The organism is Cryptosporangium arvum DSM 44712, assembly GCF_000585375.1.
Lineage (GTDB): Bacteria > Actinomycetota > Actinomycetes > Mycobacteriales > Cryptosporangiaceae > Cryptosporangium > Cryptosporangium arvum.
Map to the genome: position 1 here is coordinate 2,054,805 of NZ_KK073874.1, position 19,684 is coordinate 2,074,488.

The 19,684-nt window shown below is 70.3% G+C and carries 20 protein-coding genes; 9 read left to right on the top strand and 11 right to left on the bottom strand.

Features of this window, described 5'->3' with window-relative positions:
* Window positions 1-23 precede the first annotated feature (23 nt).
* Window positions 24-1,226, bottom strand: a complete 1,203-nt coding sequence (nadA, locus tag CRYAR_RS09545) for a quinolinate synthase NadA (protein ID WP_211247361.1) — start codon at window positions 1,224-1,226, stop codon at window positions 24-26.
* Window positions 1,227-1,350: 124 nt separating this feature from the next.
* On the opposite strand from nadA, the gene CRYAR_RS09550 reads away from it, so the two are divergent.
* The 3 genes from CRYAR_RS09550 (at window position 1,351) to CRYAR_RS09560 (ending at window position 4,026) form a co-directional block, all read left to right on the top strand.
* Window positions 1,351-2,481: a glycerate kinase family protein gene (locus CRYAR_RS09550; protein WP_035861523.1), complete on the top strand. Its 1,131-nt coding sequence runs from the start codon at window positions 1,351-1,353 to the stop codon at window positions 2,479-2,481.
* 80 nt (window positions 2,482-2,561) lie between these two features.
* The gene (locus CRYAR_RS09555; protein ID WP_035849970.1) at window positions 2,562-2,924 is read left to right on the top strand and encodes a HesB/IscA family protein; all 363 of its coding nucleotides are present in this window, start codon (window positions 2,562-2,564) and stop codon (window positions 2,922-2,924) included.
* A gap of 130 nt (window positions 2,925-3,054) precedes the next feature.
* On the top strand, window positions 3,055-4,026 hold the full coding sequence (locus tag CRYAR_RS09560) for a carbohydrate kinase family protein (RefSeq protein WP_035849971.1): 972 nt from the start codon (window positions 3,055-3,057) through the stop codon (window positions 4,024-4,026).
* A gap of 73 nt (window positions 4,027-4,099) precedes the next feature.
* Here the strand turns inward: CRYAR_RS09560 and CRYAR_RS09565 are convergent, their stop codons facing one another.
* Together CRYAR_RS09565 and CRYAR_RS09570 are read right to left on the bottom strand one after the other, a co-directional pair.
* On the bottom strand, window positions 4,100-4,318 hold the full coding sequence (locus CRYAR_RS09565) for a sulfurtransferase TusA family protein (RefSeq protein ID WP_035849973.1): 219 nt from the start codon (window positions 4,316-4,318) through the stop codon (window positions 4,100-4,102).
* Window positions 4,315-5,499, bottom strand: a complete 1,185-nt coding sequence (locus CRYAR_RS09570; RefSeq protein ID WP_281174560.1) for a cysteine desulfurase family protein — start codon at window positions 5,497-5,499, stop codon at window positions 4,315-4,317. The genes CRYAR_RS09565 and CRYAR_RS09570 overlap by 4 nt, the downstream gene beginning before the upstream one ends.
* Window positions 5,500-5,634: 135 nt before the next feature.
* On the opposite strand from CRYAR_RS09570, the gene ctaC reads away from it, so the two are divergent.
* Together ctaC and CRYAR_RS09580 are read left to right on the top strand one after the other, a co-directional pair.
* A complete protein-coding gene (gene ctaC, locus CRYAR_RS09575; RefSeq protein ID WP_051569971.1) occupies window positions 5,635-6,534 on the top strand; it encodes an aa3-type cytochrome oxidase subunit II in 900 nt (299 codons plus the stop codon).
* A gap of 11 nt (window positions 6,535-6,545) precedes the next feature.
* Window positions 6,546-6,962, top strand: a complete 417-nt coding sequence (locus CRYAR_RS09580) for a cytochrome c oxidase subunit 4 (protein ID WP_035849974.1) — start codon at window positions 6,546-6,548, stop codon at window positions 6,960-6,962.
* 172 nt (window positions 6,963-7,134) lie between these two features.
* Here CRYAR_RS09580 and CRYAR_RS09585 read toward each other — a convergent pair whose 3' ends face one another.
* The 4 genes from CRYAR_RS09585 to CRYAR_RS09600 all read right to left on the bottom strand — a co-directional run bounded on the left by CRYAR_RS09585 (window position 7,135) and on the right by CRYAR_RS09600 (window position 10,532).
* On the bottom strand, window positions 7,135-7,902 hold the full coding sequence (locus tag CRYAR_RS09585) for a nucleotidyltransferase domain-containing protein (RefSeq protein ID WP_157017544.1): 768 nt from the start codon (window positions 7,900-7,902) through the stop codon (window positions 7,135-7,137).
* A gap of 173 nt (window positions 7,903-8,075) precedes the next feature.
* Window positions 8,076-9,107 (bottom strand): anthranilate phosphoribosyltransferase, encoded by a 1,032-nt coding sequence (trpD, locus tag CRYAR_RS09590; protein WP_035849978.1) that lies wholly within the window; start codon window positions 9,105-9,107, stop codon window positions 8,076-8,078.
* Entirely contained in the window at window positions 9,104-9,514 is a 411-nt protein-coding gene (locus CRYAR_RS09595) for a hypothetical protein (protein ID WP_035849980.1), read from the bottom strand. Before CRYAR_RS09595 ends, trpD begins: the two co-directional genes overlap by 4 nt.
* Before the next feature lie 49 nt (window positions 9,515-9,563).
* Complete coding sequence (locus CRYAR_RS09600) at window positions 9,564-10,532, bottom strand: cytochrome c oxidase assembly protein (RefSeq protein WP_211247363.1); 969 nt, start codon at window positions 10,530-10,532, stop codon at window positions 9,564-9,566.
* Between the two features lie 83 nt (window positions 10,533-10,615).
* Here CRYAR_RS09600 and ctaE point away from each other — a divergent pair, with 83 nt between their 5' ends.
* The 4 genes from ctaE to qcrB all read left to right on the top strand — a co-directional run bounded on the left by ctaE (window position 10,616) and on the right by qcrB (window position 14,820).
* Window positions 10,616-11,224, top strand: a complete 609-nt coding sequence (ctaE, locus tag CRYAR_RS09605; protein WP_084700287.1) for an aa3-type cytochrome oxidase subunit III — start codon at window positions 10,616-10,618, stop codon at window positions 11,222-11,224.
* A 124-nt stretch (window positions 11,225-11,348) separates the two neighbouring features.
* On the top strand, window positions 11,349-12,143 hold the full coding sequence (qcrC, locus tag CRYAR_RS09610; RefSeq protein WP_035849981.1) for a cytochrome bc1 complex diheme cytochrome c subunit: 795 nt from the start codon (window positions 11,349-11,351) through the stop codon (window positions 12,141-12,143).
* The gene (qcrA, locus tag CRYAR_RS09615; RefSeq protein WP_035849983.1) at window positions 12,140-13,204 is read left to right on the top strand and encodes a cytochrome bc1 complex Rieske iron-sulfur subunit; all 1,065 of its coding nucleotides are present in this window, start codon (window positions 12,140-12,142) and stop codon (window positions 13,202-13,204) included. Before qcrC ends, qcrA begins: the two co-directional genes overlap by 4 nt.
* Window positions 13,204-14,820, top strand: a complete 1,617-nt coding sequence (gene qcrB / locus CRYAR_RS09620; RefSeq protein WP_035849985.1) for a cytochrome bc1 complex cytochrome b subunit — start codon at window positions 13,204-13,206, stop codon at window positions 14,818-14,820. Before qcrA ends, qcrB begins: the two co-directional genes overlap by 1 nt.
* A gap of 87 nt (window positions 14,821-14,907) precedes the next feature.
* Here qcrB and CRYAR_RS09625 read toward each other — a convergent pair whose 3' ends face one another.
* The 4 genes from CRYAR_RS09625 to CRYAR_RS09640 all read right to left on the bottom strand — a co-directional run bounded on the left by CRYAR_RS09625 (window position 14,908) and on the right by CRYAR_RS09640 (window position 19,660).
* The gene (locus CRYAR_RS09625; protein WP_035849987.1) at window positions 14,908-15,195 is read right to left on the bottom strand and encodes an Lrp/AsnC family transcriptional regulator; all 288 of its coding nucleotides are present in this window, start codon (window positions 15,193-15,195) and stop codon (window positions 14,908-14,910) included.
* A gap of 64 nt (window positions 15,196-15,259) precedes the next feature.
* Window positions 15,260-16,090 (bottom strand): sugar phosphate nucleotidyltransferase, encoded by an 831-nt coding sequence (locus CRYAR_RS09630; protein ID WP_035849989.1) that lies wholly within the window; start codon window positions 16,088-16,090, stop codon window positions 15,260-15,262.
* Window positions 16,087-17,700: an NUDIX hydrolase gene (locus tag CRYAR_RS47980; RefSeq protein ID WP_169744967.1), complete on the bottom strand. Its 1,614-nt coding sequence runs from the start codon at window positions 17,698-17,700 to the stop codon at window positions 16,087-16,089. The genes CRYAR_RS09630 and CRYAR_RS47980 overlap by 4 nt, the downstream gene beginning before the upstream one ends.
* Window positions 17,678-19,660: a DEDD exonuclease domain-containing protein gene (locus CRYAR_RS09640; protein WP_063725692.1), complete on the bottom strand. Its 1,983-nt coding sequence runs from the start codon at window positions 19,658-19,660 to the stop codon at window positions 17,678-17,680. The genes CRYAR_RS47980 and CRYAR_RS09640 overlap by 23 nt, the downstream gene beginning before the upstream one ends.
* Window positions 19,661-19,684: the final 24 nt, after the last annotated feature.

The following is a 19,684-nucleotide window of genomic DNA, read 5'->3' on the forward strand; positions in this document are numbered from 1 at the left end:
AGCGTATCGGCCCGGTCAGCCGATCACCCCGGCAGCGCCAGCATCTGATCGAGCGCAACTCGGGCGAAGTGGGCCGTTTCGGAATCCACGGTGATCCGGTTGACGACCTCGCCCCGCGCCAGCGACTCCAGCGACCACACCAGGTGCGGCAGATCGATGCGGTTCATCGTCGAGCAGAAGCACACCGTGCGGTCGAGGAACACGATCGTCTTGTCCGGGTGGGCGAGCGCGAGCCGGCGCACCAGGTTCAGCTCGGTGCCGATCGCCCACGACGAACCGGCGGGCGCGGCGTCGAGCATCTTGATGATGTACTCGGTCGAGCCGACGTAGTCGGCGGCGGTCACGACCTCGTGGCGGCACTCGGGGTGCACCAGAACGTTGACTCCCGGGATCCGGTCGCGGACGTCGAGCACCGAGTCGAGGCTGAAGCGCCCGTGCACCGAGCAGTGCCCGCGCCAGAGGATCATCGACGCGTCACGCAGCTGCTGCGGGGTGAGGCCGCCGCCGGGCTTGTGCGGGTCGAACAGCACGCAGTCGTCGAGGCTCTGGCCGAGCTCGAGTACCGCGGTGTTGCGGCCGAGGTGCTGGTCGGGCAGGAACAGCACCTTCTCGCCCTGGGTGAAAGCCCAGTCCAGGGCCTTCTTGGCGTTCGAAGACGTACAGATCGTGCCGCCGTGGCGTCCGGTGAACGCCTTGATCGCGGCCGAGGAGTTCATGTAGCTGACCGGCACCGTGGCGTCGGCGACGCCGGCGTCCTTCAGCACCTCCCAGGCCTCGTGGACCTGCTGGTCTCCTGCCATGTCGGCCATCGAGCACCCGGCCGCCAGGTCCGGCAGGATCACCTGCTGGTCGGGGCGGGTGAGGATGTCGGCCGACTCGGCCATGAAGTGCACACCGCAGAAGACGATGTACTCGGCGTCCGGACGCGCGGCGGCGTCCCGGGCGAGCTTGAACGAGTCGCCGGTGACGTCGGCGAACTGGATGACCTCGTCGCGCTGGTAGTGGTGGCCGAGGACGAACGCACGGTCGCCGAGCTGCTCCCGGGCCTTCGTCGCGCGTTCGACCAGTCCCGGGTCGGAGGCGGCCGGTAGGTCGCCCGGGCAGTCGACGCCCCGCTCGGAGTCGGGGTCGGTGCCCCGGCCGAGCAGGAGCAACGCGGCGGCGGTGGGGGAGGGCTCCGCGAAGCCCTGAGCGGTCAGGGCCGGTAGCCCGAGGTCGGTGCTCACGCTCACTCCGATCGACGCGTATTACCGCGGGGTTAATCATCGTGTCACGCGGTCGCGTTTCGGCCAGTGGTGCTGATCACTTCGAGCACAACTGGCCGGCCGCGCGGTACGGCACCATGTGCGCATGCGCGTACTCGTGGCTCCGGACAGTTTCGGCGGGACGTTGTCGGCCGGTGAGGCCGCGGCCGCGATCGCGGCCGGTTGGGCGCGGGAAGCGCCCGACGACACCGTGGTGACCCGCCCGCTGTCCGACGGCGGCCCGGGCCTGGTCGAGGTGATTCGCGCCACGCTCGGCGGCGAGCTGGTGCCGGTGGCGGCGCGCGGGCCGCGCCTGGAGCCGCTCGACGCCTCGTTCCTGCTGCTCGACGGCGTCGCCTACCTGGAGTGCGCGACGGTGGCCGGCCTTCAGCTGGTGCCCGAGCCGGAGCGCGACCCGAAGGTCACCACCACCTACGGCCTCGGGCTCCTGCTGGCCGCCGCGGTGGAGGCCGGTGCTCGCACCGCCGTGATCGGGCTCGGGGGGAGCGTCACCAACGACGGGGGAGCGGGGCTGCTGGCCGCGCTCGGGGCCGGTCCGGTGGGTGTCTCCGGTACCGCGCTGCCGCCCGGGGGCGCGGCGCTGCGGGTCTGCGAGGGCCTGGCCGGCGTCCCGGCGCTGCGCGGAGTGGAGATCGTCGCGGCGACCGACGTCGACAACCCGCTGACCGGCATTCACGGCGCGTCGGCGGTGTACGGGCCGCAGAAGGGAGCGTCGGACAACGACGTCCAGATCCTGGACGCGGCGCTGGAGCACTGGGCGACGGTCCTGGAGCGGGACCTCCCCGGCTGCCCACCGGGCGTCGGCCTTCTTCCGGGCGCGGGCGCGGCGGGTGGCCTCGGGGTGGCGTTGCTCGCGCTCGGCGGGCGGCGGGAGGCGGGGATCGGGCTGGTGCGGCGGCTGATCGGCTTCGACACCGCGGTCGCCGACGCCGACCTGGTCGTCACCGGTGAGGGCTCGTTCGACTACCAGTCGTTGCGCGGGAAGGTCGTCGCCGGGGTCGCGTCGGCCGCGGCGGAGCACGGCGCGCCGTGCGTCGTCCTGGCCGGGCGGGTGGCGGTCGGCCGGCAGGAGGCCGCGGCGGCCCACGTCGACGAGACGCGGTCGCTCGTCGACCACGCCGGCCTGGACCGCGCGATGAACGACGCGGCCGAGGTGTTGAGCGATTTGGCCGCGCGCACCGCCCGTGACTGGAGCCGGGCCCGGCCGGTTCGCTGAATCTTGTGCAACCATGGGAATGGACGCCGGGACCCCCTTGGTTGTCCCGGTAGTTGACCAGCGACACAACGGGAGCGATTGTGACCGTCTCCGACACCCACGAGCACGCCTCGACCACCGACGGGGTCGTCCTCACCGACGGCGCCGCCAGCAAGGTCAAGGCCCTGCTCGACCAGGAGGGCCGGGACGACCTGCGCCTGCGCATCGCCGTCCAGCCCGGCGGTTGTTCCGGCCTCCGGTACCAGCTTTTCTTCGACGAGCGCTCGCTCGACGGTGACACGATTCTCGACTTCAGTGGTGTCGAGGTCGCGGTGGACCGGATGAGCAAGCCCTACCTGGGCGGGGCGACGATCGACTTCGTCGACACGATCGAGAAGCAGGGCTTCACGATCGACAACCCCAACGCGACCGGGTCCTGCGCCTGCGGCGACTCGTTCCACTGAGTATCTAGCTTTTCGCGGCGGCGCTCACCAGTGGTGGGCGCCGTTTCGTGTGCATTAGGCTGTTCGCCGTTTGCGTTTTCCGGGTAATCCCGGTGCCCTCGCTGTTTACCCCGGATGGAGACAACCCCGGATGAAAATCGCCGTCACCGGGTCGATCGCGACCGATCATCTGATGCACTTCCCGGGTCGGTTCGCCACCCAGCTGATGCCCGATCAGCTCGACCGCGTCTCGCTGTCTTTCCTGGTCGACGACCTGGTCGTCCGGCGGGGCGGGGTGGCTGCCAACATCGCGTTCGGGATGGGGCAGCTCGGGCTGCGCGGCATCCTGGTCGGCGCGGTCGGCAACGACTTCGCCGACTACCGCTCCTGGCTGGAGCGCCACGGTGTCGACTGCGACTCCGTGCACGTCTCCGAGTACGCGCACACGTCTCGCTTCGTCTGCACCACCGACGACGACATGTGCCAGATCGCGTCGTTCTACGCGGGCGCGATGAGCGAGGCACGCAACATCGAGCTCGGGCCGATCGACGAGCGCGTCGGAGGGCTCGACCTGGTGCTGATCGGCGCCAACGACCCGGAGGCCATGGTCCGCCACACGGCCGAGTGCCGGCAGCGGGGGCTGCGCTTCGCCGCCGACCCGTCGCAGCAGCTCGCCCGCATGACCGGCGACCAGACGCGTCAGCTCATCGACGGCGCCGCGTTCCTGTTCACCAACGAGTACGAGAAGACGCTCCTGGAGAACAAGACCGGTTACTCCGAGGACGAGCTGCTCGACCGGGTCGAGATCCGGGTCACCACGCTCGGCAAGGACGGCGTCGAGATCGTCGGCCGGGGCATCGAGCGGATCCACGTGGAGTGCGCCACCGAGGCGGCGAAGGCCGACCCGACCGGCGTCGGCGACGGGTTCCGCGCCGGGTTCCTCACCGCGCTGTCGTGGGGGCTGGAGCTGCGGCGGGCGGCCGAGGTGGGCAACCTGCTCGCCACCTACGTGCTCGAGACCGTCGGTACGCAGGAGTACTCGGTCGACACGACCGAGTTCGTTAAGCGCCTCGGCGGCGACTACGGCGACCTCGCCGCCGAGCAGGTCGCCTCGTACCTCTAGTCGGCGGCCCGCTGAGAACGACGCTGCCGAGCGGGCAGCGTCGCCCTCAGCGGGCTCCAGGTCAGAGCAACAACTACTGCACCCGGCGGACGTCGTGAGCCGTGCCGTCGGAGCCCAGGTACTCGTGCGACTTCAAGCGGCACCAGGCCGGGACGTCGTTCCGGGCGGCCGGATCGTCGGCGAGGACACGGACGACCCCGCCGACCTCCACCTCGCCGATGCGCCTGGCCAGGTGGATCACCGGGAGCGGGCAGCGCAGGCCCAGGCAGTCGAGAATGAGATCCGGCGTCACAGCCCGGTCACCCCCGCGGTGGCGCGCAGCTCGGCGACGATCGCCGGCAGTTCGGTGAGGAACCGCTCCACCTCGGCCCCGGTGGTGCCGGAGTGCAGCGACACCCGCACGTTGCCGTGGCTGAGCACGCCCATCGCCTCGAGCACGTGCGACGGGGAGAGCGTCGAGGACGTGCACGACGACCCGGACGACACCGCGAACCCCCGCGCGTCCAGCGCGTGCAGCAGCGCCTCACCGTCCACGTAGAGGCACGAGAACGTGACCAGGTTCGGCAGCCGGTCGACCGGGTCACCCACCACCTCGACGTCCGGCACGGTGGCCGCCACCCGTTCCCGGATGCGATCGACGAGCGGGCCGAGCCGTGCGGCCTCGGCGGCGGCGTCGGCGTGGACCGCGCGCAGCGAGGCGGCGGCCGCGACGATCGCCGGCAGGTTCGACGCCCCCGCGAAACGGCCGCGCTCCCGTTCGTCGGCGGGGTACGGCGTGGTCCAGCGCGTGCCGGTACGCACGACGAGGACGCCCACCCCGGCCGGGCCGCCCCACTTCCGCGCGCTCCCGGACATCAACGACCAGCCGCCCGGCACCGGCGCCCGGCCCAGCGTCTGAGCGGCGTCCACGAAGAGGGGAACGCCCGCCGAGGCGCACGCCGCCGCGACCTCGGAGACCGGTTGCGCGGTGCCGACCTCGTGGTTCGCGCTCATCAGCGCGGCCAGCGCGACCCCGGGCGCGCGGACCGCTTCGGCGAAGGCCGACGTGGACACTCGGCCCGCGCGGTCCACTCCCACCGGTACGGACGTACCGGTCGTTCCCGCGGCCTGCTGGGCCGCGTCGTGCTGTTCGGCCGCGTGGAGCACGGCCGAGTGCTCGACCGCCGAGTGGACGAACACCGAGCCGGCCCGGCGCCGCCCGGCCAGCCCGCCGAGCACGGCGAGGTGAGCGGCCACCGTGCCGTTCGCGCAGAACGTGACCTCGTCCGGGCGCGCGCCGATCACCTCGGCGACCACGGCCCTGGCGGCGTCGAGCAGTTGCCCGGCCCGCCTGGCCTCGGTGTACAGGCGGGCCGGATCGGCCCAGCCGTCCTCGAGCGCGGCCGCGAGCGCCTGTTTGGCCACCGGGTGGAGAGGCACGGCCGTGGCAGCGTCGAAGTACGTCCGTATTGGTGGTACCGGCTGGTCGGACACGGATCGAAACGCTACCCCCGGCGCGTCGGCGACCCCTGCGGGTCCGCGTCTCGGGGGTCCAGTAGTCTACGTTCGGTCGAAGGGATTGAGACCCGACTCAAGCAGGTCGTCGGGCGCCGATGAGGAGGGCGACTGGTGGGGGCAAACCCGTCAGCGAGTGCCGAGCGTCGTAGTCGGCGTTCTCGGGCCGGGCGCATCGTCGCTGTCACCGGCATTGCCGGGGCGTCGGCGCTGCTGCTGTCCGGCTGCTCCACCGAGGAAGTGCTCCGGTTCGGGTGGCCCAAGGGCATCACCCCACAGGCCGAGCAGATGATGGACCTCTGGACCGGCTCGGTCATCGCCGCGCTCGCCGTCGGAGTGTTCGTCTGGGGCCTGATCTTCTGGGCGGTCATCCGCTACCGCAAGAAGAGCGACGAACTGCCGGTGCAGACGCGGTTCAACCTGCCGATCGAGATCCTGTACACGGCGGTCCCGTTCCTGATCATCGCGGTGCTCTTCTACTACACCGCGATCGTCCAGACGTACGTGGACAAGCAGAAGGCCAACCCGGACGTCACGGTCTCGGTCGTCGCTTTCAAGTGGAACTGGCAGTTCCTCTACCCGGAGGAGCTCGACACCGATCGGCAGCCGATCGGCACCGTCGGGTCCACCGAGGAGATCCCGGTGCTGGTCGTGCCGACCGGCCAGCGGATCCGGTTCGTCGAGACGTCGAACGACGTCATCCACTCCTTCTGGGTGCCGGCGCTGCTGTTCAAGCGCGACGTGGTCCCGGGGCGGACGAACTCGTTCGAAGCGACGATCAACTCCGGTGAAGAGGGTGCGTACGTCGGCCGGTGCGCCGAGCTGTGCGGCACCTACCACGCCAACATGAACTTCGAGCTCCGGGCGGTCACGCCGGAGAAGTTCGACCAGTTCATCGAAGCGAAGAAGACCGGGGCGTCGACCCACGACGCGTTGCAGCAGATCGGTGAGTCGCCCGTCGCCACCACGACGACGCCGTTCAACACCGACCGCACCGCGCGTCAGCCGAGCTAGGAGAAGCGGCAATGAAGAGCGAATCCAGGATCTTCAACCTGCTCGCCCTGTTCCTGTTCGCGATGGCGGCGGTGTACGGCGTCTGGACGTCGAAGATCGACGAGGGCACCGAGTGGGTCGGCGTGGTCGCGCTGATCCTGTCGGGTCTGCTGTGCGGCATGTGTGGTCAGTTCTTCTCGCTCGTCGCCCGGCGCATCGAGCCCCGGCCGGAGGACCGGTCGGACGCGGAGATCTCCGAGGGCGCCGGTGACCTGGGCTTCTTCAGCCCGGGCAGCTACTGGCCGTTCGGCATCGCGGTGGCCGCGAGCATCGCCGGCCTGGGTGTCGCGTACTGGTTCCCGTGGCTGATCGCCCTCGGCGTCATCGCGGTCCTGTTCGCCGTGACGGGCCTGCTTTTCGAGTACTACACCCGCACGGGCGAGCACTGATCGAGCGCTAGCGAGAAAGCCGGCCCCCCCGCAGGGGGGCCGGCTTTTTTTGTTCGAACGTGGAGCCCGCTCAGGGCGACGCGGGCAGCCGAGCGCGCCGACGACGTGACCTTTGGCCTGCTGTCCGGCGTCGGCGCGCTCGCCTGTCAGCGTCGTCCTGAGCGGGCCGCCCTCAGGCAGCGTGTTGGGCGGCCCAGGCGAGTTCGGCGGCGGAGCGGACGACCGCTTGCTGGTCGGGGGTGAGGTAGGGCTCGACGACCGGAGCGAGCTGGGCGTAGAGGCCCAGTGCGGCTCGGCAGGAGTCGGGGAGCTGCTCGCCCCGCAGCCCCAGGGCGGCGTCCTGCGAGCGGCGCCACGACGGCCCCATGGCGTCGGCGACCAGGTCGAACAGCCGGTGCTCGCTGTCGTACAGGATCCGGTGGTGCACGGCGGCGACCACGGGTAAGCGGGTGGCCAGGCGGTTGCGCGTCACGGCGGCGGACGTGCGCCGCCCCGCGGCCAGCGAACCCACCAGGCGTTGCACGACCTCGGCCCGCCCGGTCATCTGCCCGGCGATCCAGGCCCGGCGGGGCCCCTCGATGTCCGACCAGCGCCACGCCCCGGCCTCGGCGACGAGTTCGTTCGCGGTGCCCTCGGCGTCGTGCAGGATCACCGCGCCGCGCCAGCCGGGAACCGTGCTCCCGGCGAGCTTGGGATCGGCGAACGAGACCCGCACCGCATCTCCGGTACGCCAGGACACCGACATGAGCAGGCCACCGAGCTGCCGGTGGGTGTACTCCGGCCCGCTCCCCAGCGCCACCAGATCGACGTCGCTGTGCTCGTGGGCATCGCCGCGGCTCTGGCTACCGAGCAGCACGACGCCGGAGGTTCCGGCAGCAACGAGCTCTGCGACGGTCGCCGCCACCGCGGCGGCAACCCGCGGGGGGAGAGGGGGCGGCACGGGCTAAGTGTCCCATCGGGTCCGGTCTGACGGAACGTTTCGTCAGCATTTCTTCACGCACTGTTGTCTCGTGGCCGTGTGCTGTTCGCACGCGGCTCACCTGCGGCAACGGTAAACCGAGCCGGTTGCCGCAGCGAGCGCGTGCAAACGTTGTGTTGGTCACGCGAGGGCGCTCAGCCCTGGGTGGCGACGGCGATCCAGCGGTCCAGCGCGGTGCCGGCGGAGCCGGAGTCGATCGACGTGGCGGCCTTCTCCAGACCGGCCCGCAGCGAGGCCTCCAGGCCCCCGGAGAAGCCGTCGTAGGCCGCGATACCGGCGGCGGCGTTGAGGACGACAGCGTCGCGTACCGGGCCGCGGTCGCCGGCCAGGACGGATCGGGCGACCTTCGCGTTGAACGCCGCGTCGGCGCCCCGGAGGTCCTCCCGGGCGGCCCGTGGGATCCCGAGGTCGGCGGCGTCCAGCACGGTCTCGGTGACCGAACCGTCGGCGACGACCCAGAGCCGGGTCGGCGCGGTGGTGGTGAACTCGTCCAGGCCGTCCTCGCCCCGCATCACCACGGCGGAGGCGCCCCGCTGCGCGAAGACCTCGGCCATCACCGGAGCCATCCGCAGGTTCGCGCAGCCCACCGCGCTGGCCCGGACCCGGCCGGGGTTGGTGAGCGGCCCGAGGAAGTTGAAGAACGTCGGGACGCCCATCTCTTTCCGCGGGACGCCGGCGTGGCGCATCCCGGGGTGGTAGATCGGCGCGAAGCAGAACGCGATCCCGGCCTCGCGGACGCACACCGACGCCAGCTCAGGCGTCATCGAGATCGGGACGCCGAGGTACTCCAGCAGGTCGGCGGCGCCGGTGCTGCTGGAAGCGGCCCGGTTGCCGTGCTTCACGACGGGAATGCCGGCGCCGGCCACCACGATCGCGGCCATCGTCGAGATGTTGACGGTGTGGGCCTGGTCCCCGCCGGTACCGACGATGTCGACCGCGTCCGGCGAGACGTCGATCGGCGTCGCGGCCGCGAGCATTCCCGCGACCAGCCCGCTGATCTCCGCCGCGGTCTCACCCTTCGAGCGCAGCGCCATCGCGAACGCGGCGATCTGGACCGGGGTGGCGTCGCCGGCCATGATCCTGGACATCGCCCAGCTGGTCTGCTCGGGCGCCAGCGCCTCGCGGGCCAGCAGCGTGTTGAGCAGCGAAGGCCAGGTGTGGTTCATCGTGCGACGACGCCCAGCTGTGTGCGCAACACGTCGGCGACGGTGGTGGCCGCGGAGACCGGGTCGAGCGGGTGGGAGAGCACCGCGTCGGCCTCCGACCAGGTCGCGAGCCAGCGGTCGACCTTGCGCGCCAGCACGATACCCACCGGCGGGCAGTCGTCGATCTCGTGCTTGAGCTGGCGGGAGATGCCCATGCCCCCGGTCGGCCACGCCTCGGCGTCGAGCAGGAGGAGGTCGAGCCCACCGGCGTCGGCCAGGCGGACGACCTCGTCGCCCCTGCTCGCCTCGACCCAGGTGATCGGACCGATGTCGGCCGCGGGCCGGCGCCCGACGGCCATCCGGATCCGCTCCCGGACGGCCGCGTCGTCGCTGTAGACGAGAACGGTGGCGGGCGAGGCGTTCGTCATGGTGGGGCTCCCGACGGGCGACGGCTGCGGGGGACGTTGTGAGCGGATCCTAGCGCTGGTCGGTGACCGGCCTGCCCGCCAGCCGGGCGAGGTGCGCGTTGTACGCCTCCAGCGCGTTGTCCTCACCCGTGGTGCGGTCGAGCTGGCGGTCGATGCGTGCCGCGGTGCGCTCGTCCGAGCGGATCCACTGGGTGACGAACGCGGCCAGCATGAGCAGGCTGATCAGGTCGCCGGAGGCCCACAGCAGGCCACCGCCGACCTGCTGATCCATCTCGGGGGAGATCCAGCTCAGGTTCAGGCCCTCGTAGTACGCGGTGGCGATCCGGCCGGCCATCTGCATGATGATCACGCCGAGCACCGCGTGCAGCGGCATCGAGATGATCATCATCAGCGCCCGCGCGGGGTAGGGCCACCGGCCGGGCAGCGGGTCCAGGCCGATCAGCGGCCAGAAGAACAGCGAACCGACGACCATGAAGTGCACGTGCGTGAACTCGTGCAGCCAGGTGCTGGTCAGCGTCGCCGGGTACCAGCCGGAGAGGTACAGCGCGTACGGCGTCGCGATGAAGAACGTGAACGCGATCAGCGGGTGGCTGATGAGCCGGAAGTAGCGGCTGTGGAGGAACTTGAGCAGCCAGCTCTTCGGCTTCGCCGGGAGCGTGCGCAGGGCCAGCGTCACCGGCGCGCCGAGCGCCATCAGGATCGGCCCCACCATGCTCAGCAGCATGTGCTGGATCATGTGCGCGCTGAACAGCGTGTCGTCGTAGGTGCCGAGCCCGGAGAGCGTCGCGACCGCGACGATGCCCAGCCCGCCGGGGACGAACGCGAGTGTTCGTCCGATCGGCCAGCGGTCGCCGCGGGCCCGCAACTTGTGGACGCCGTAGAGGTACAGGCCGGCGGCGGCGACGAGCGCGATCGCCATCCACTGGTCGAGGTTGGCGGCAGTGAACAGCGTTGCCGGAGTAAACGGCGCTAGCTCGGAGCTGGCCGAAATGCTGGTCAGAGCAGTGGGGGCCGACACGTCATCCACCTTAGGCCGGAATCTACGACACGACGTAGGCACCCGGTGCGTGCGCTGGGATTCGTGCGGGACATAATGCTCCCGTGACGACGGCCACGACCAGTATCGAGAAGAGCCAGATCCACTCGCTGACGCGCCCGAACATGGTCAGCGTCGGAACGATCGTGTGGCTCTCCAGCGAGCTCATGTTCTTCGCGGCTTTGTTCGCGATGTACTTCTCGATCCGAGCTTCCGGCCCGGGTCAGCGTCTCTGGGCTGAGGAGACGGAGCACCTCAACGTCCCGTACGCCTTGGTGTTCACGACGATCCTGGTGCTGTCCTCCGTGACGTGCCAGATCGGTGTGTTCCGCGCCGAGGTCGGCGACGTCTACGGGCTTCGGCGCTGGTTCGCGCTGACGTTCGTGATGGGGCTGATCTTCGTTCTCGGCCAGGCCTACGAGTACCAGCACCTGGTGCACGAGGGCGTGACGATCCCCGCCAACGGCTACGGGACGATGTTCTACCTGACCACCGGGTTCCACGGTCTGCACGTGATCGGTGGCCTGATCGCCTTCCTGCTGATGATGGGCCGCAGCACGCTCGGCCCGTTCACGCCGGCCCAGGCGACCAGCGCGATCGTCGTCTCCTACTACTGGCACTTCGTCGACGTGGTGTGGATCGGTCTGTTCGCGACGATCTACTTCGTCAAATGACCCCGTCAGTCACGACTGGTTCCCCGAACGACAAGGTGGATTCAATGACCGAGCGCTTGCGCGAGGTCCGGTCAGCAGAGTCGCCGTGCGGTCATGGCGGCTCCGAGCGCAGCGAGGTGCTGGCATGACCGCCTCCGATGCCGCCCGTCGTGGTGGCCGGAACCGCAATCGAGCGGGGCGCCTGGGTCGCGCCGTCATGCTCGTGGTGGCGCTCGGTCTGATCGGCGGGGCGTACGCCACGTTCGCGCCGACCGGGCAGGCCGACGAGACCTCCAGTTCGATCGCGGTCCGCGAAGGGCAGAAGCTCTACAACGAGAGCTGCATCACCTGCCACGGACAGAACGCCCAGGGTGTCAAGGACCGTGGCCCCAGCCTGATCGGCGTCGGTTCCGCCTCGGTCGATTTCCAGGTCTCCACCGGACGCATGCCGGCCGCGCGCCAGGAGGCGCAGGTCGCCCGCAAGCAGCCGGCCTTCAACGACGAGCAGACCGACCAGCTCGCCGCGTACATCCAGTCGATCGGTGGCGGTCCGGAGATCCCGGACGGCAACCTGCGCGGCGACGAGGCGCTCGGTGGCGAGCTGTTCCGGGTGAACTGCTCCTCCTGCCACGCGTTCTCGTCGAACGGTGGCGCTCTCTCCTCCGGCAAGTACGCGCCGTCGCTGGAGCCCTCGAGTGACCGGGACATCTACGCGGCCATGCTGACCGGCCCGCAGAACATGCCGGTCTTCGGCGACAACCAGCTCACGCCGGACGAGAAGAAGGCGATCATCGCCTACGTCCAGACGCAGAAGACGGACGCCGACCCGGGTGGCTGGGGAATCGGCCGCACCGGCCCCGTGCCGGAGATGGTCGTGATTTTCGCGATTGGCATCGTGGTGTGTCTCTTCGGGGCGCTGTGGATTGCGGGTAAGTCATGAGTGAGTCTCACGGGAGCGGCACCGAGGTCGAGTTCGACCCGACCGACCCGAAGCACAGCCAGTTCGACCTGGTGCGTGAAGGTGCCCGGCGGGACGGCGTCGAGATCGTCCACTACCAGCCGCGGTTCGCGGTCGCCGGCACCAAGCGCGAGAAGCGCGTCGAGCGGACGATCGCGTTCCTGCTCGCGCTGACCGGCCTCTCCGCGCTGGCGTTCGTCGTCATCTACGTGGCCTGGCCGTACGAGTACGAGCAGGGCTACCACGCCGACAAGCTGTACACGCCGCTGCTGGGCTTCACGATGGGCGTCGCGCTGTTCTCGCTGGGCGCCGCGATCATCGTGTGGGTCAAGAAACTGATGCCGGAAGAGGTCTCGGTCCAGGACCGGCACGACAACAACCCGAATCTCGACGAGCGGGCGCTGACCGCCGCGACGATCATGAACATGGTCGACGAGACCGGCATCAAGCGTCGTCCGCTGCTCAAGGGCGCGCTCGCCCTCGGGGCGGCGCCGCTGGGCATCATGGCGATCATGCCGCTCGGCGCCCTGATCAAGGACCCGCACCCGGACGGCGAGACCTCGCCGCTCTGGACCACCGGGTTCAAGGAGGGCGTCCGGCTGGTCCGTGACGACGGCACCCCGATCCGTCCGGGCGAGGTCTCGGCCGGCGGTCTGGAGACGGTGTTCCCGGGCATCCCGCACGGCACCGGCCTCCAGTACGCCGACTCGCCGACGCTGCTCATCCACCTCCGGGAGGAGGACGCGGCGGAGTTCAAGCCGCGTAAGGGCTACGAGAACGCGCACTACGGCAACTACTTCGCCTACTCGAAGATCTGCACCCACGCCGGTTGCCCGGCGAGCCTCTTCGAGCAGCAGACGAACCGGCTGCTGTGCCCGTGCCACCAGTCGCAGTTCGACGTCAAGGACAGCTGCCGGCCGATTTTCGGTCCCGCCACCAGGCGGTTGCCGCAGCTTCCGATTACCGTGGATGAAGAGGGCTACTTCGTCGCGCAGAGCGACTTCAAGGAAGCCATCGGACCGGCCTTCTGGGAGCGTCCGTAATGCCTTTGCTGCCGAAGATCAAACCTGCGGCCGTCGGAACTTGGGCTGACGACCGGCTCGAAGCGTCGACGCCGATGCGTCGCGTGTTCAACAAGGTCTTCCCGGACCACTGGTCGTTCATGCTGGGCGAGATCGCGCTCTACTCGTTCATCGTCCTGCTGCTGAGCGGCACGTTCCTGACGCTGTTCTTCACCCCGTCGCCGACCGAGGTCGTCTACGACGGCGTGTACACGCGGCTGCAGGGCGTCGAGATGTCGAAGGCGTACGACTCGGCGCTGAACATCTCGTTCGAGGTCCGTGGCGGTCTGGTCATGCGCCAGATCCACCACTGGTCCGCGCTGATGTTCGTCGCCGCGATGCTCGTCCACATGTTCCGCACGTTCTTCACCGGTGCGTTCCGCCGCCCGCGTGAGCTGAACTGGGTCATCGGCGTGACGCTGTTCGTCCTGGGCATGTTCGAGGGCTTCCTCGGCTACTCGCTCCCGGACGACGCGCTCTCCGGCACCGGCCTGCGGATCGCGTCGGCGATCATCTACTCGATCCCGGTCGTCGGTACGTGGGTGTCGTTCGCGCTGTTCGGCGGCGAGTTCCCGGGTGAGTTCATCCTGGAGCGCTTCTACATCATCCACGTGCTGCTCCTGCCGGCGGCGATCCTCGGTCTGATCGCCGCGCACATGGGCCTGCTCGTCAAGCAGAAGCACACCCAGTTCCCCGGCCCGGGCCGTACCGAGCAGAACGTGGTCGGTCACCGGATGTTCCCCGGGTTCGCGGCGAAGGCCGGCGGCTTCTTCATGCTGGTGTTCGGCGTCATCGCCGGGCTCGGCGGCCTGGTGCAGATCAACCCGATCTGGCTGTTCGGCCCCTACGAGGCGGCGGTGGTCTCGGCCGGTTCGCAGCCCGACTTCTACATGATGTGGCTCGACGGCGCGGTGCGGTTGATGCCGGCCTGGGAGTTCCGCAGCTTCGGCTACACGATTCCCGCGATGTTCTGGCCATCCGTGGTGCTGGCCGGCGTGATGTTCACGCTCGCCGGCGCCTATCCCTGGCTGGAACAGAAGTACGGCAAGGACCGATCCCATCACAACCTGCTCCAGCGGCCGCGGGACGCGCCTGCCCGCACCGGCCTGGGCATGATGGCGATCAGCTTCTTCATCGTGCTGCTGCTCTCGGGCGGCAACGACATCATCGCCGACAAGTTCGACATCAGCCTCAACGCGACGACCTGGGCGGGCCGGATCGGTCTGTTCATCGTCCCGCCGCTGGCCTACTTCTTCACCTACCGCATCTGCCTCGGTCTGCAGCAGCACGACCGTGAGGTGCTGGCGCACGGTGTGGAGAGCGGCATGATCCGGCGCCTGCCGTCGGGCCAGTTCATCGAGGTGCACCAGCCGCTCGGCGAGGCCGACGAGCACGGCCACACGCACCTGGAGTACGTCGGCGCCGCGGTGCCGAAGAAGATGAACAAGCTGGGTGCCGGTGGGCGCGCGGTCCGGGGCTTCTTCATCCCGGTCGAGCGGCCGCAGGAGGTCGAGAAGACCGCGGTCGGCACGGGCACCGACGGCAAGAAGCCGTCGGAGCTGAGCGGAGCCTCGGCCTCGGACTCCGGGAACTACTGACCGGTCAGCACGAAGGCCCCGCCGATCCGAGGATCGGCGGGGCCTTCGTCGTCTGTGCCTTCGGCTTCGGCTTTTCGGCCGGTGGGGTCAGTCGGCGTCCTCGAGGCCGATCGAGAACGCGGCGTCGAGGTCGTGGCGCGAGTAGGCGCGGAACGCGATGTGCGTCTCGGTGTCGACGATGCCGGGCACCTTGTTGATGCGACCGGCGATGACCTCGGCGATGTCGTCGAACTGATGCACCCGCACGATGGCGATCAGGTCCACGTTCCCGGCGGTGGAGTACACCTCACTGACGCCGGGGAGATCGGCGAGGGTCTGGGCGACCTCGGGGATCGAGTCGGTCTCGCAGCTGATCATCACGATCGACGTGATCACGGTGGACGCTCCTCGGACTCCTCCGCGGTCCGTCCCGCGGTGCGGCCAGCCTAACCACCGTGGTTCAGGCGGGAACGGTGAGCCCGTCTCCGGCGCGAACGACGTCGGTGAGCGTTTCGTGCTTTTCGACGCGCGCACCGGGCCAGACCACGCACCGGGTGATCCGCCCCTCGACGACGGCTCCGGCACCGACGACCGAGTCGGTGACCTCACCGGTGACGACAGCGCTCGGATCGATGCCGGCGGGATCGCTCGCGTCGGCGGTGCGGGCGTGCAGGTTGGCAGTCAGGTAATCGGTGGGCGTGCCGCAGTCGACGAACGTGCCCACGAACGGGGTGAGTTCGAGGTGGCCCTCGGCCCGGGCGGCGCGCCAGACGACCTCGTAGAGGCCGGTCGGCTCCGGACGCAGGCGGGCCGCCTCCGTGGCGGGAAGCAGCGAGATCCCGGCGAACCGCCACTCGTCGAAGTCGCGCCGCCGCTCGCCGGCCTCGACGACGAGCAGCCGGGGCCGCTCACCCGACCAGCCGCCGAGAAACTCCCCGGGAAGCGGCCCGGCCAGATAGGCATCGGCGTTGATCACCAGGACGTCGCGCCCGCTCACCCAGTCGCGCAACGCGGCGATCGCCCCGGCGGTGCCGAGCGCCTCGGGCTGCTCGACCGAACCGGTCGCCCGCCCGGCCACCGCGGCGACCACCTGGTCAGCGTGATGATGGGCGTTCACGGCGACGAGATCGGGCCCGCTGAGCCCGAGGGTCTCGAGTTGGTTGAGTGCCCGGTCGAGCAGGGTGACGTTGCCGACCGGACACAGCGCCTTGGGCAGCAGGTCGGTGAGCGGCCTGAGCCGAGTACCCGCCCCAGCGGCCAGCACGACCGCACAGAGCCCGCGCGCGGTCACGCCGGTTCTTCGTCGTAGGGGGCAGCGTGTTGGCCGGGGCTGGCGTGTTGGTCGGGGCTGGCGTGTTGGTCGGCGTCGGTGTGCTTCTTGGGGCCGGTGTGTGTGCCGGGGGCAGCGTGTTTGTGGAGGGCAGCGTTTTTGTTGGGGGCAGCGTGCGGGGCGGCTTCGGGGTCGCCGAAGACCTCACCGGGCTCAGCCAGGACAGCATCTGTGCGCTCAGCACCGCCGTCGAGCACCGCACCCATGACCGTGGCCGGCGCCGAGGTGGCCCCCGGAGCTGCCACGTCGGCGGCGGACCCGTCCGCGGTCCCGGTGTCGGTGCTCGTCCAGCTGTCCTGCGCCGCGTTGTTCGGGGTCGGGGTGTTTGGGGTCAGAGTGTTCAGGGTCGAGGTGTCCGGGGCCGGGGTGTCCGGAGTTGAGGTGTCCGGAGTTGAGGTGTCCGGAGTTGAGGTGTCCGGAGTTGAGGTGTCCGGAGTTGAGGTGTCCGGAGTTGAGGTGTCCGGGGCCCGGGTGTCCGGGGTCGCTCGTTCCGGCGTGCCAGCCGCCGGAGCGGTAGCGATTCCCGTCTCGCTGGGCGGCACCAGTGTGGCCGTGGCGGCGGTCGAGGCGCTGAGTTCCGCGGCCTCCGAGGCTGGGACCGTTGCCTCGGTGCGGGTGCCCATCTCGCTGGCCTGTGCCGACGTGGTCGAACCGCTGGCCGAGGTGCTGCGTTCCGCGGCGGTCGGAGCGGCGGTCGGAGCGGCGGTCGGAGCGGCGGTCGGAGCGGCGGTCGGAGCGGCGGCTTCGGTGTCAGAGTCCGTGTCGCTGCGTCGCTCAGGGGTGGCAGGGGCGGTCAGTGTGCTGCTCGCGGTTGCCGCCGCCGCTGCCTTGCTGCTGCCTTCTGTCTCGCTGGCCCGCACCAGCTCAGTCGGGGCGGCGTCCGGGGTGCCGCCCTCCGCCGGGTACGCCTCCGAGTCGCTGCGTGCGTCTCCTTCGCCGTCCCCCGCCGAGGAGGCAGCATCGGTGGCCGAGGGAGTGGACTCCACCGGAAGATTCGCCGTGTCAGCGGTGGTGCTCGTGCCAGCGGTGGCGCTCATCCCAGCCGTGGTGCTTGTGTCAGCGGTGGGGCTCATCCCAGCCGTGGTGCTGGCGATGGAACCCCTGGCCTTATCGGTGCTGGGACTGGCGCCGGAACTCGTGCTGGAGCCGGAGCCGGGGAGTGCTTCGGGCGCCGGGGCGGGAGCGCCGGGGGTCGCGTCGGGGGAGACCAGGCCGGCTCGGCCCAGCAGGCGGAACGTCGGCCCGGTCAGCGGAGGCAGGGCGTCGAGCGCGTACCAGCGGGCCTCGCCGATCTCGACCTCGTCGACGGTCAGCACGACGTCGTCCGCGTCGACGGTGGCGGTGAAGATCAGGTCGACCTGCTGGACCCACGGGTTGACGTGGGCGTTCGGCACGATCGGCGTCACCGTGTCGGGGTCGAGCGACACCCCGATCTCCTCACGCACCTCACGGACCGCGGCGTCCCGCGGATGTTCACGCCGGTCGAGGAGGCCACCCGGCAACGACCAGCCGGTCGCGGGGGGCTGGCGGACCAGCAGCAGGCGGTCGTCATGGTCGCGGAGGAGCACCACCGAGCCGAGGGTGTAGTTCGGTGTCGCCAGCCGGACCACGTTGCGGCGCACTCGCAGCGGGAGGCGCCGGAACACCCCGATCGCCGTGCGGTGTGCCGCCGCCCGGACCGTGCGGAATCGACTCGGGTTCGCGGGCGCCATGAGTGGACAGGTTAGAGCTCCCCGGTGCGGCCAGCGTGACGGGCACCGCCGGACGCGATTCCGGGCGCAGACGGCGCCGGTCGCCGAACGGATCGGCGCCGTGCCGCCCGGCCTCCATGCGGCCGACCAACTGGGCCCAGCGCCCGGCCCCCCGCGCCGGCGAGGACCAGACCGTGTCGACCTTCACCAACCTCGTCTCCGGACGTTCCACCCAGGCCAGCACCCGCTCGATCTCCTCCAGATGGAGACCTTCGGAGGCCGGATCGCGCTCCACGGTCTCGGCTGCGGCGACGAGCTGATCGACGACCGGCATCGGCGGCACACCACGCGCGGCCACCCCGGCCGCGGCCAGCCGGCCGTGCCGCACCACGGAGATCTCCCAGCCGCCGGCCCCGTCGGCGCGCGCGGCGACCAACTCGGGCACGACGCTTATCGCCCGGGTGCGTTGCGACCGGATGACAGCGCGCAGGAGCGCCGACAACCGGTTCCTGGCTACCGCGGCCTCCTCGTAGCGCTGCCGGTCCGCCAGCGACTCGATGCGGCTCAGCAATCGCTCGACCAGTCGCGACGGATCGCCCTGGACCGCCTCCCGGAACGCGGCGGCGTGGCGTCCGTACGCCTCCACCGAGACGCGGTGCTCGCAGGGCGCCTCGCACTTGCGGATCTCGGCCAGCGCGCAGGCCGGGCTGGTCTTGCGCGTGGACAGCACGCCACCGCACTGACGCAGCGGCAGGACGTCGTACACCGCGGTGGCCGCGGCCTCCGCCGAACGCCGGGACGAGAACGGCCCGAGGTACGCCGTGCCGTCGTCACGGGCCTGACGCACCACCGACAGGCGGGGGTAGGCGTCGGTCGTCAGACGCAGCCACAGACGCCGCTCGGGATGCTTGGACCGCCGGTTGTACGGCGGCTTGTGCGCCGCGATCAGACGTAGTTCGCGCACTTCGGCCTCGAGCGAGTGCGCGCAGACGATGGCCTCGATGCGTTCGGCTGCATTGATCATCTCGGCCATCCGCGACCGCTGCTCGGACGAGACGAAGTACTGGCGCACCCGCGACCGCAGATCTTTGCTGGTGCCGACGTAGAGCGGCCGGTCGCGCGCGTCGCGGAACAGGTACACGCCCGGCGCGTTGGGCACGCCGACCGCCAGATGTCGCTTGCGACGCTGGGCCTCGGACACCTGCGTCGTGAACGTCTCGAGCTCTTCGAGGGTCTGGATGCCGAGGTTGCCGAGCCGCTCCATCAGGCTGTGCAGAACGTGCACAGTGGCCTGCGCGTCGGCCAGCGCGCGGTGGACCGGTGTGGTGGGGGAGCGGAAGAACGCCGCGAGCGTGCTGAGCTTGCAGTTGCGTACCTCGTCGCGGCTGAGTGCCCGGCGCGCCAGCACGGCGGTGTCGACCTTCCGGAAACCCGGCCACACCATGCCGTGGGCCTCGCAGGCGGCCTTCAGATGGCTCAGGTCGAAGGGTGCGTTGTGCGCGACCAGCACGGTGCCGCGCGCGAACTCCAGAAAGGCCGGCAGTACCTCCGGGATCGGTGGCGCCGCGGCCACCATCGCGTCGGTGATGCCGGTGAGCACCGTGATGAACGGCGGAATGCCGATCCCCGGGTCGACGAGCGTCTGGAACTCGCCGAGCACCTCACCGCCGCGGACCTTGACCGCACCGATCTCGGTGATGGCCGAACCGCCGGGAGCGCCGCCGGTGGTCTCGAGGTCCACCACGACGAACGTGGTGTCCCGCAGCGGCTGGCCGAGTTCGTCGAACGTCGACTGAACCCAGCCCTTGGGGGTTGTGGTCGACGAGCCGTGCTGTTGCATGGGCTGACCGTAGGGGGAGGGTGG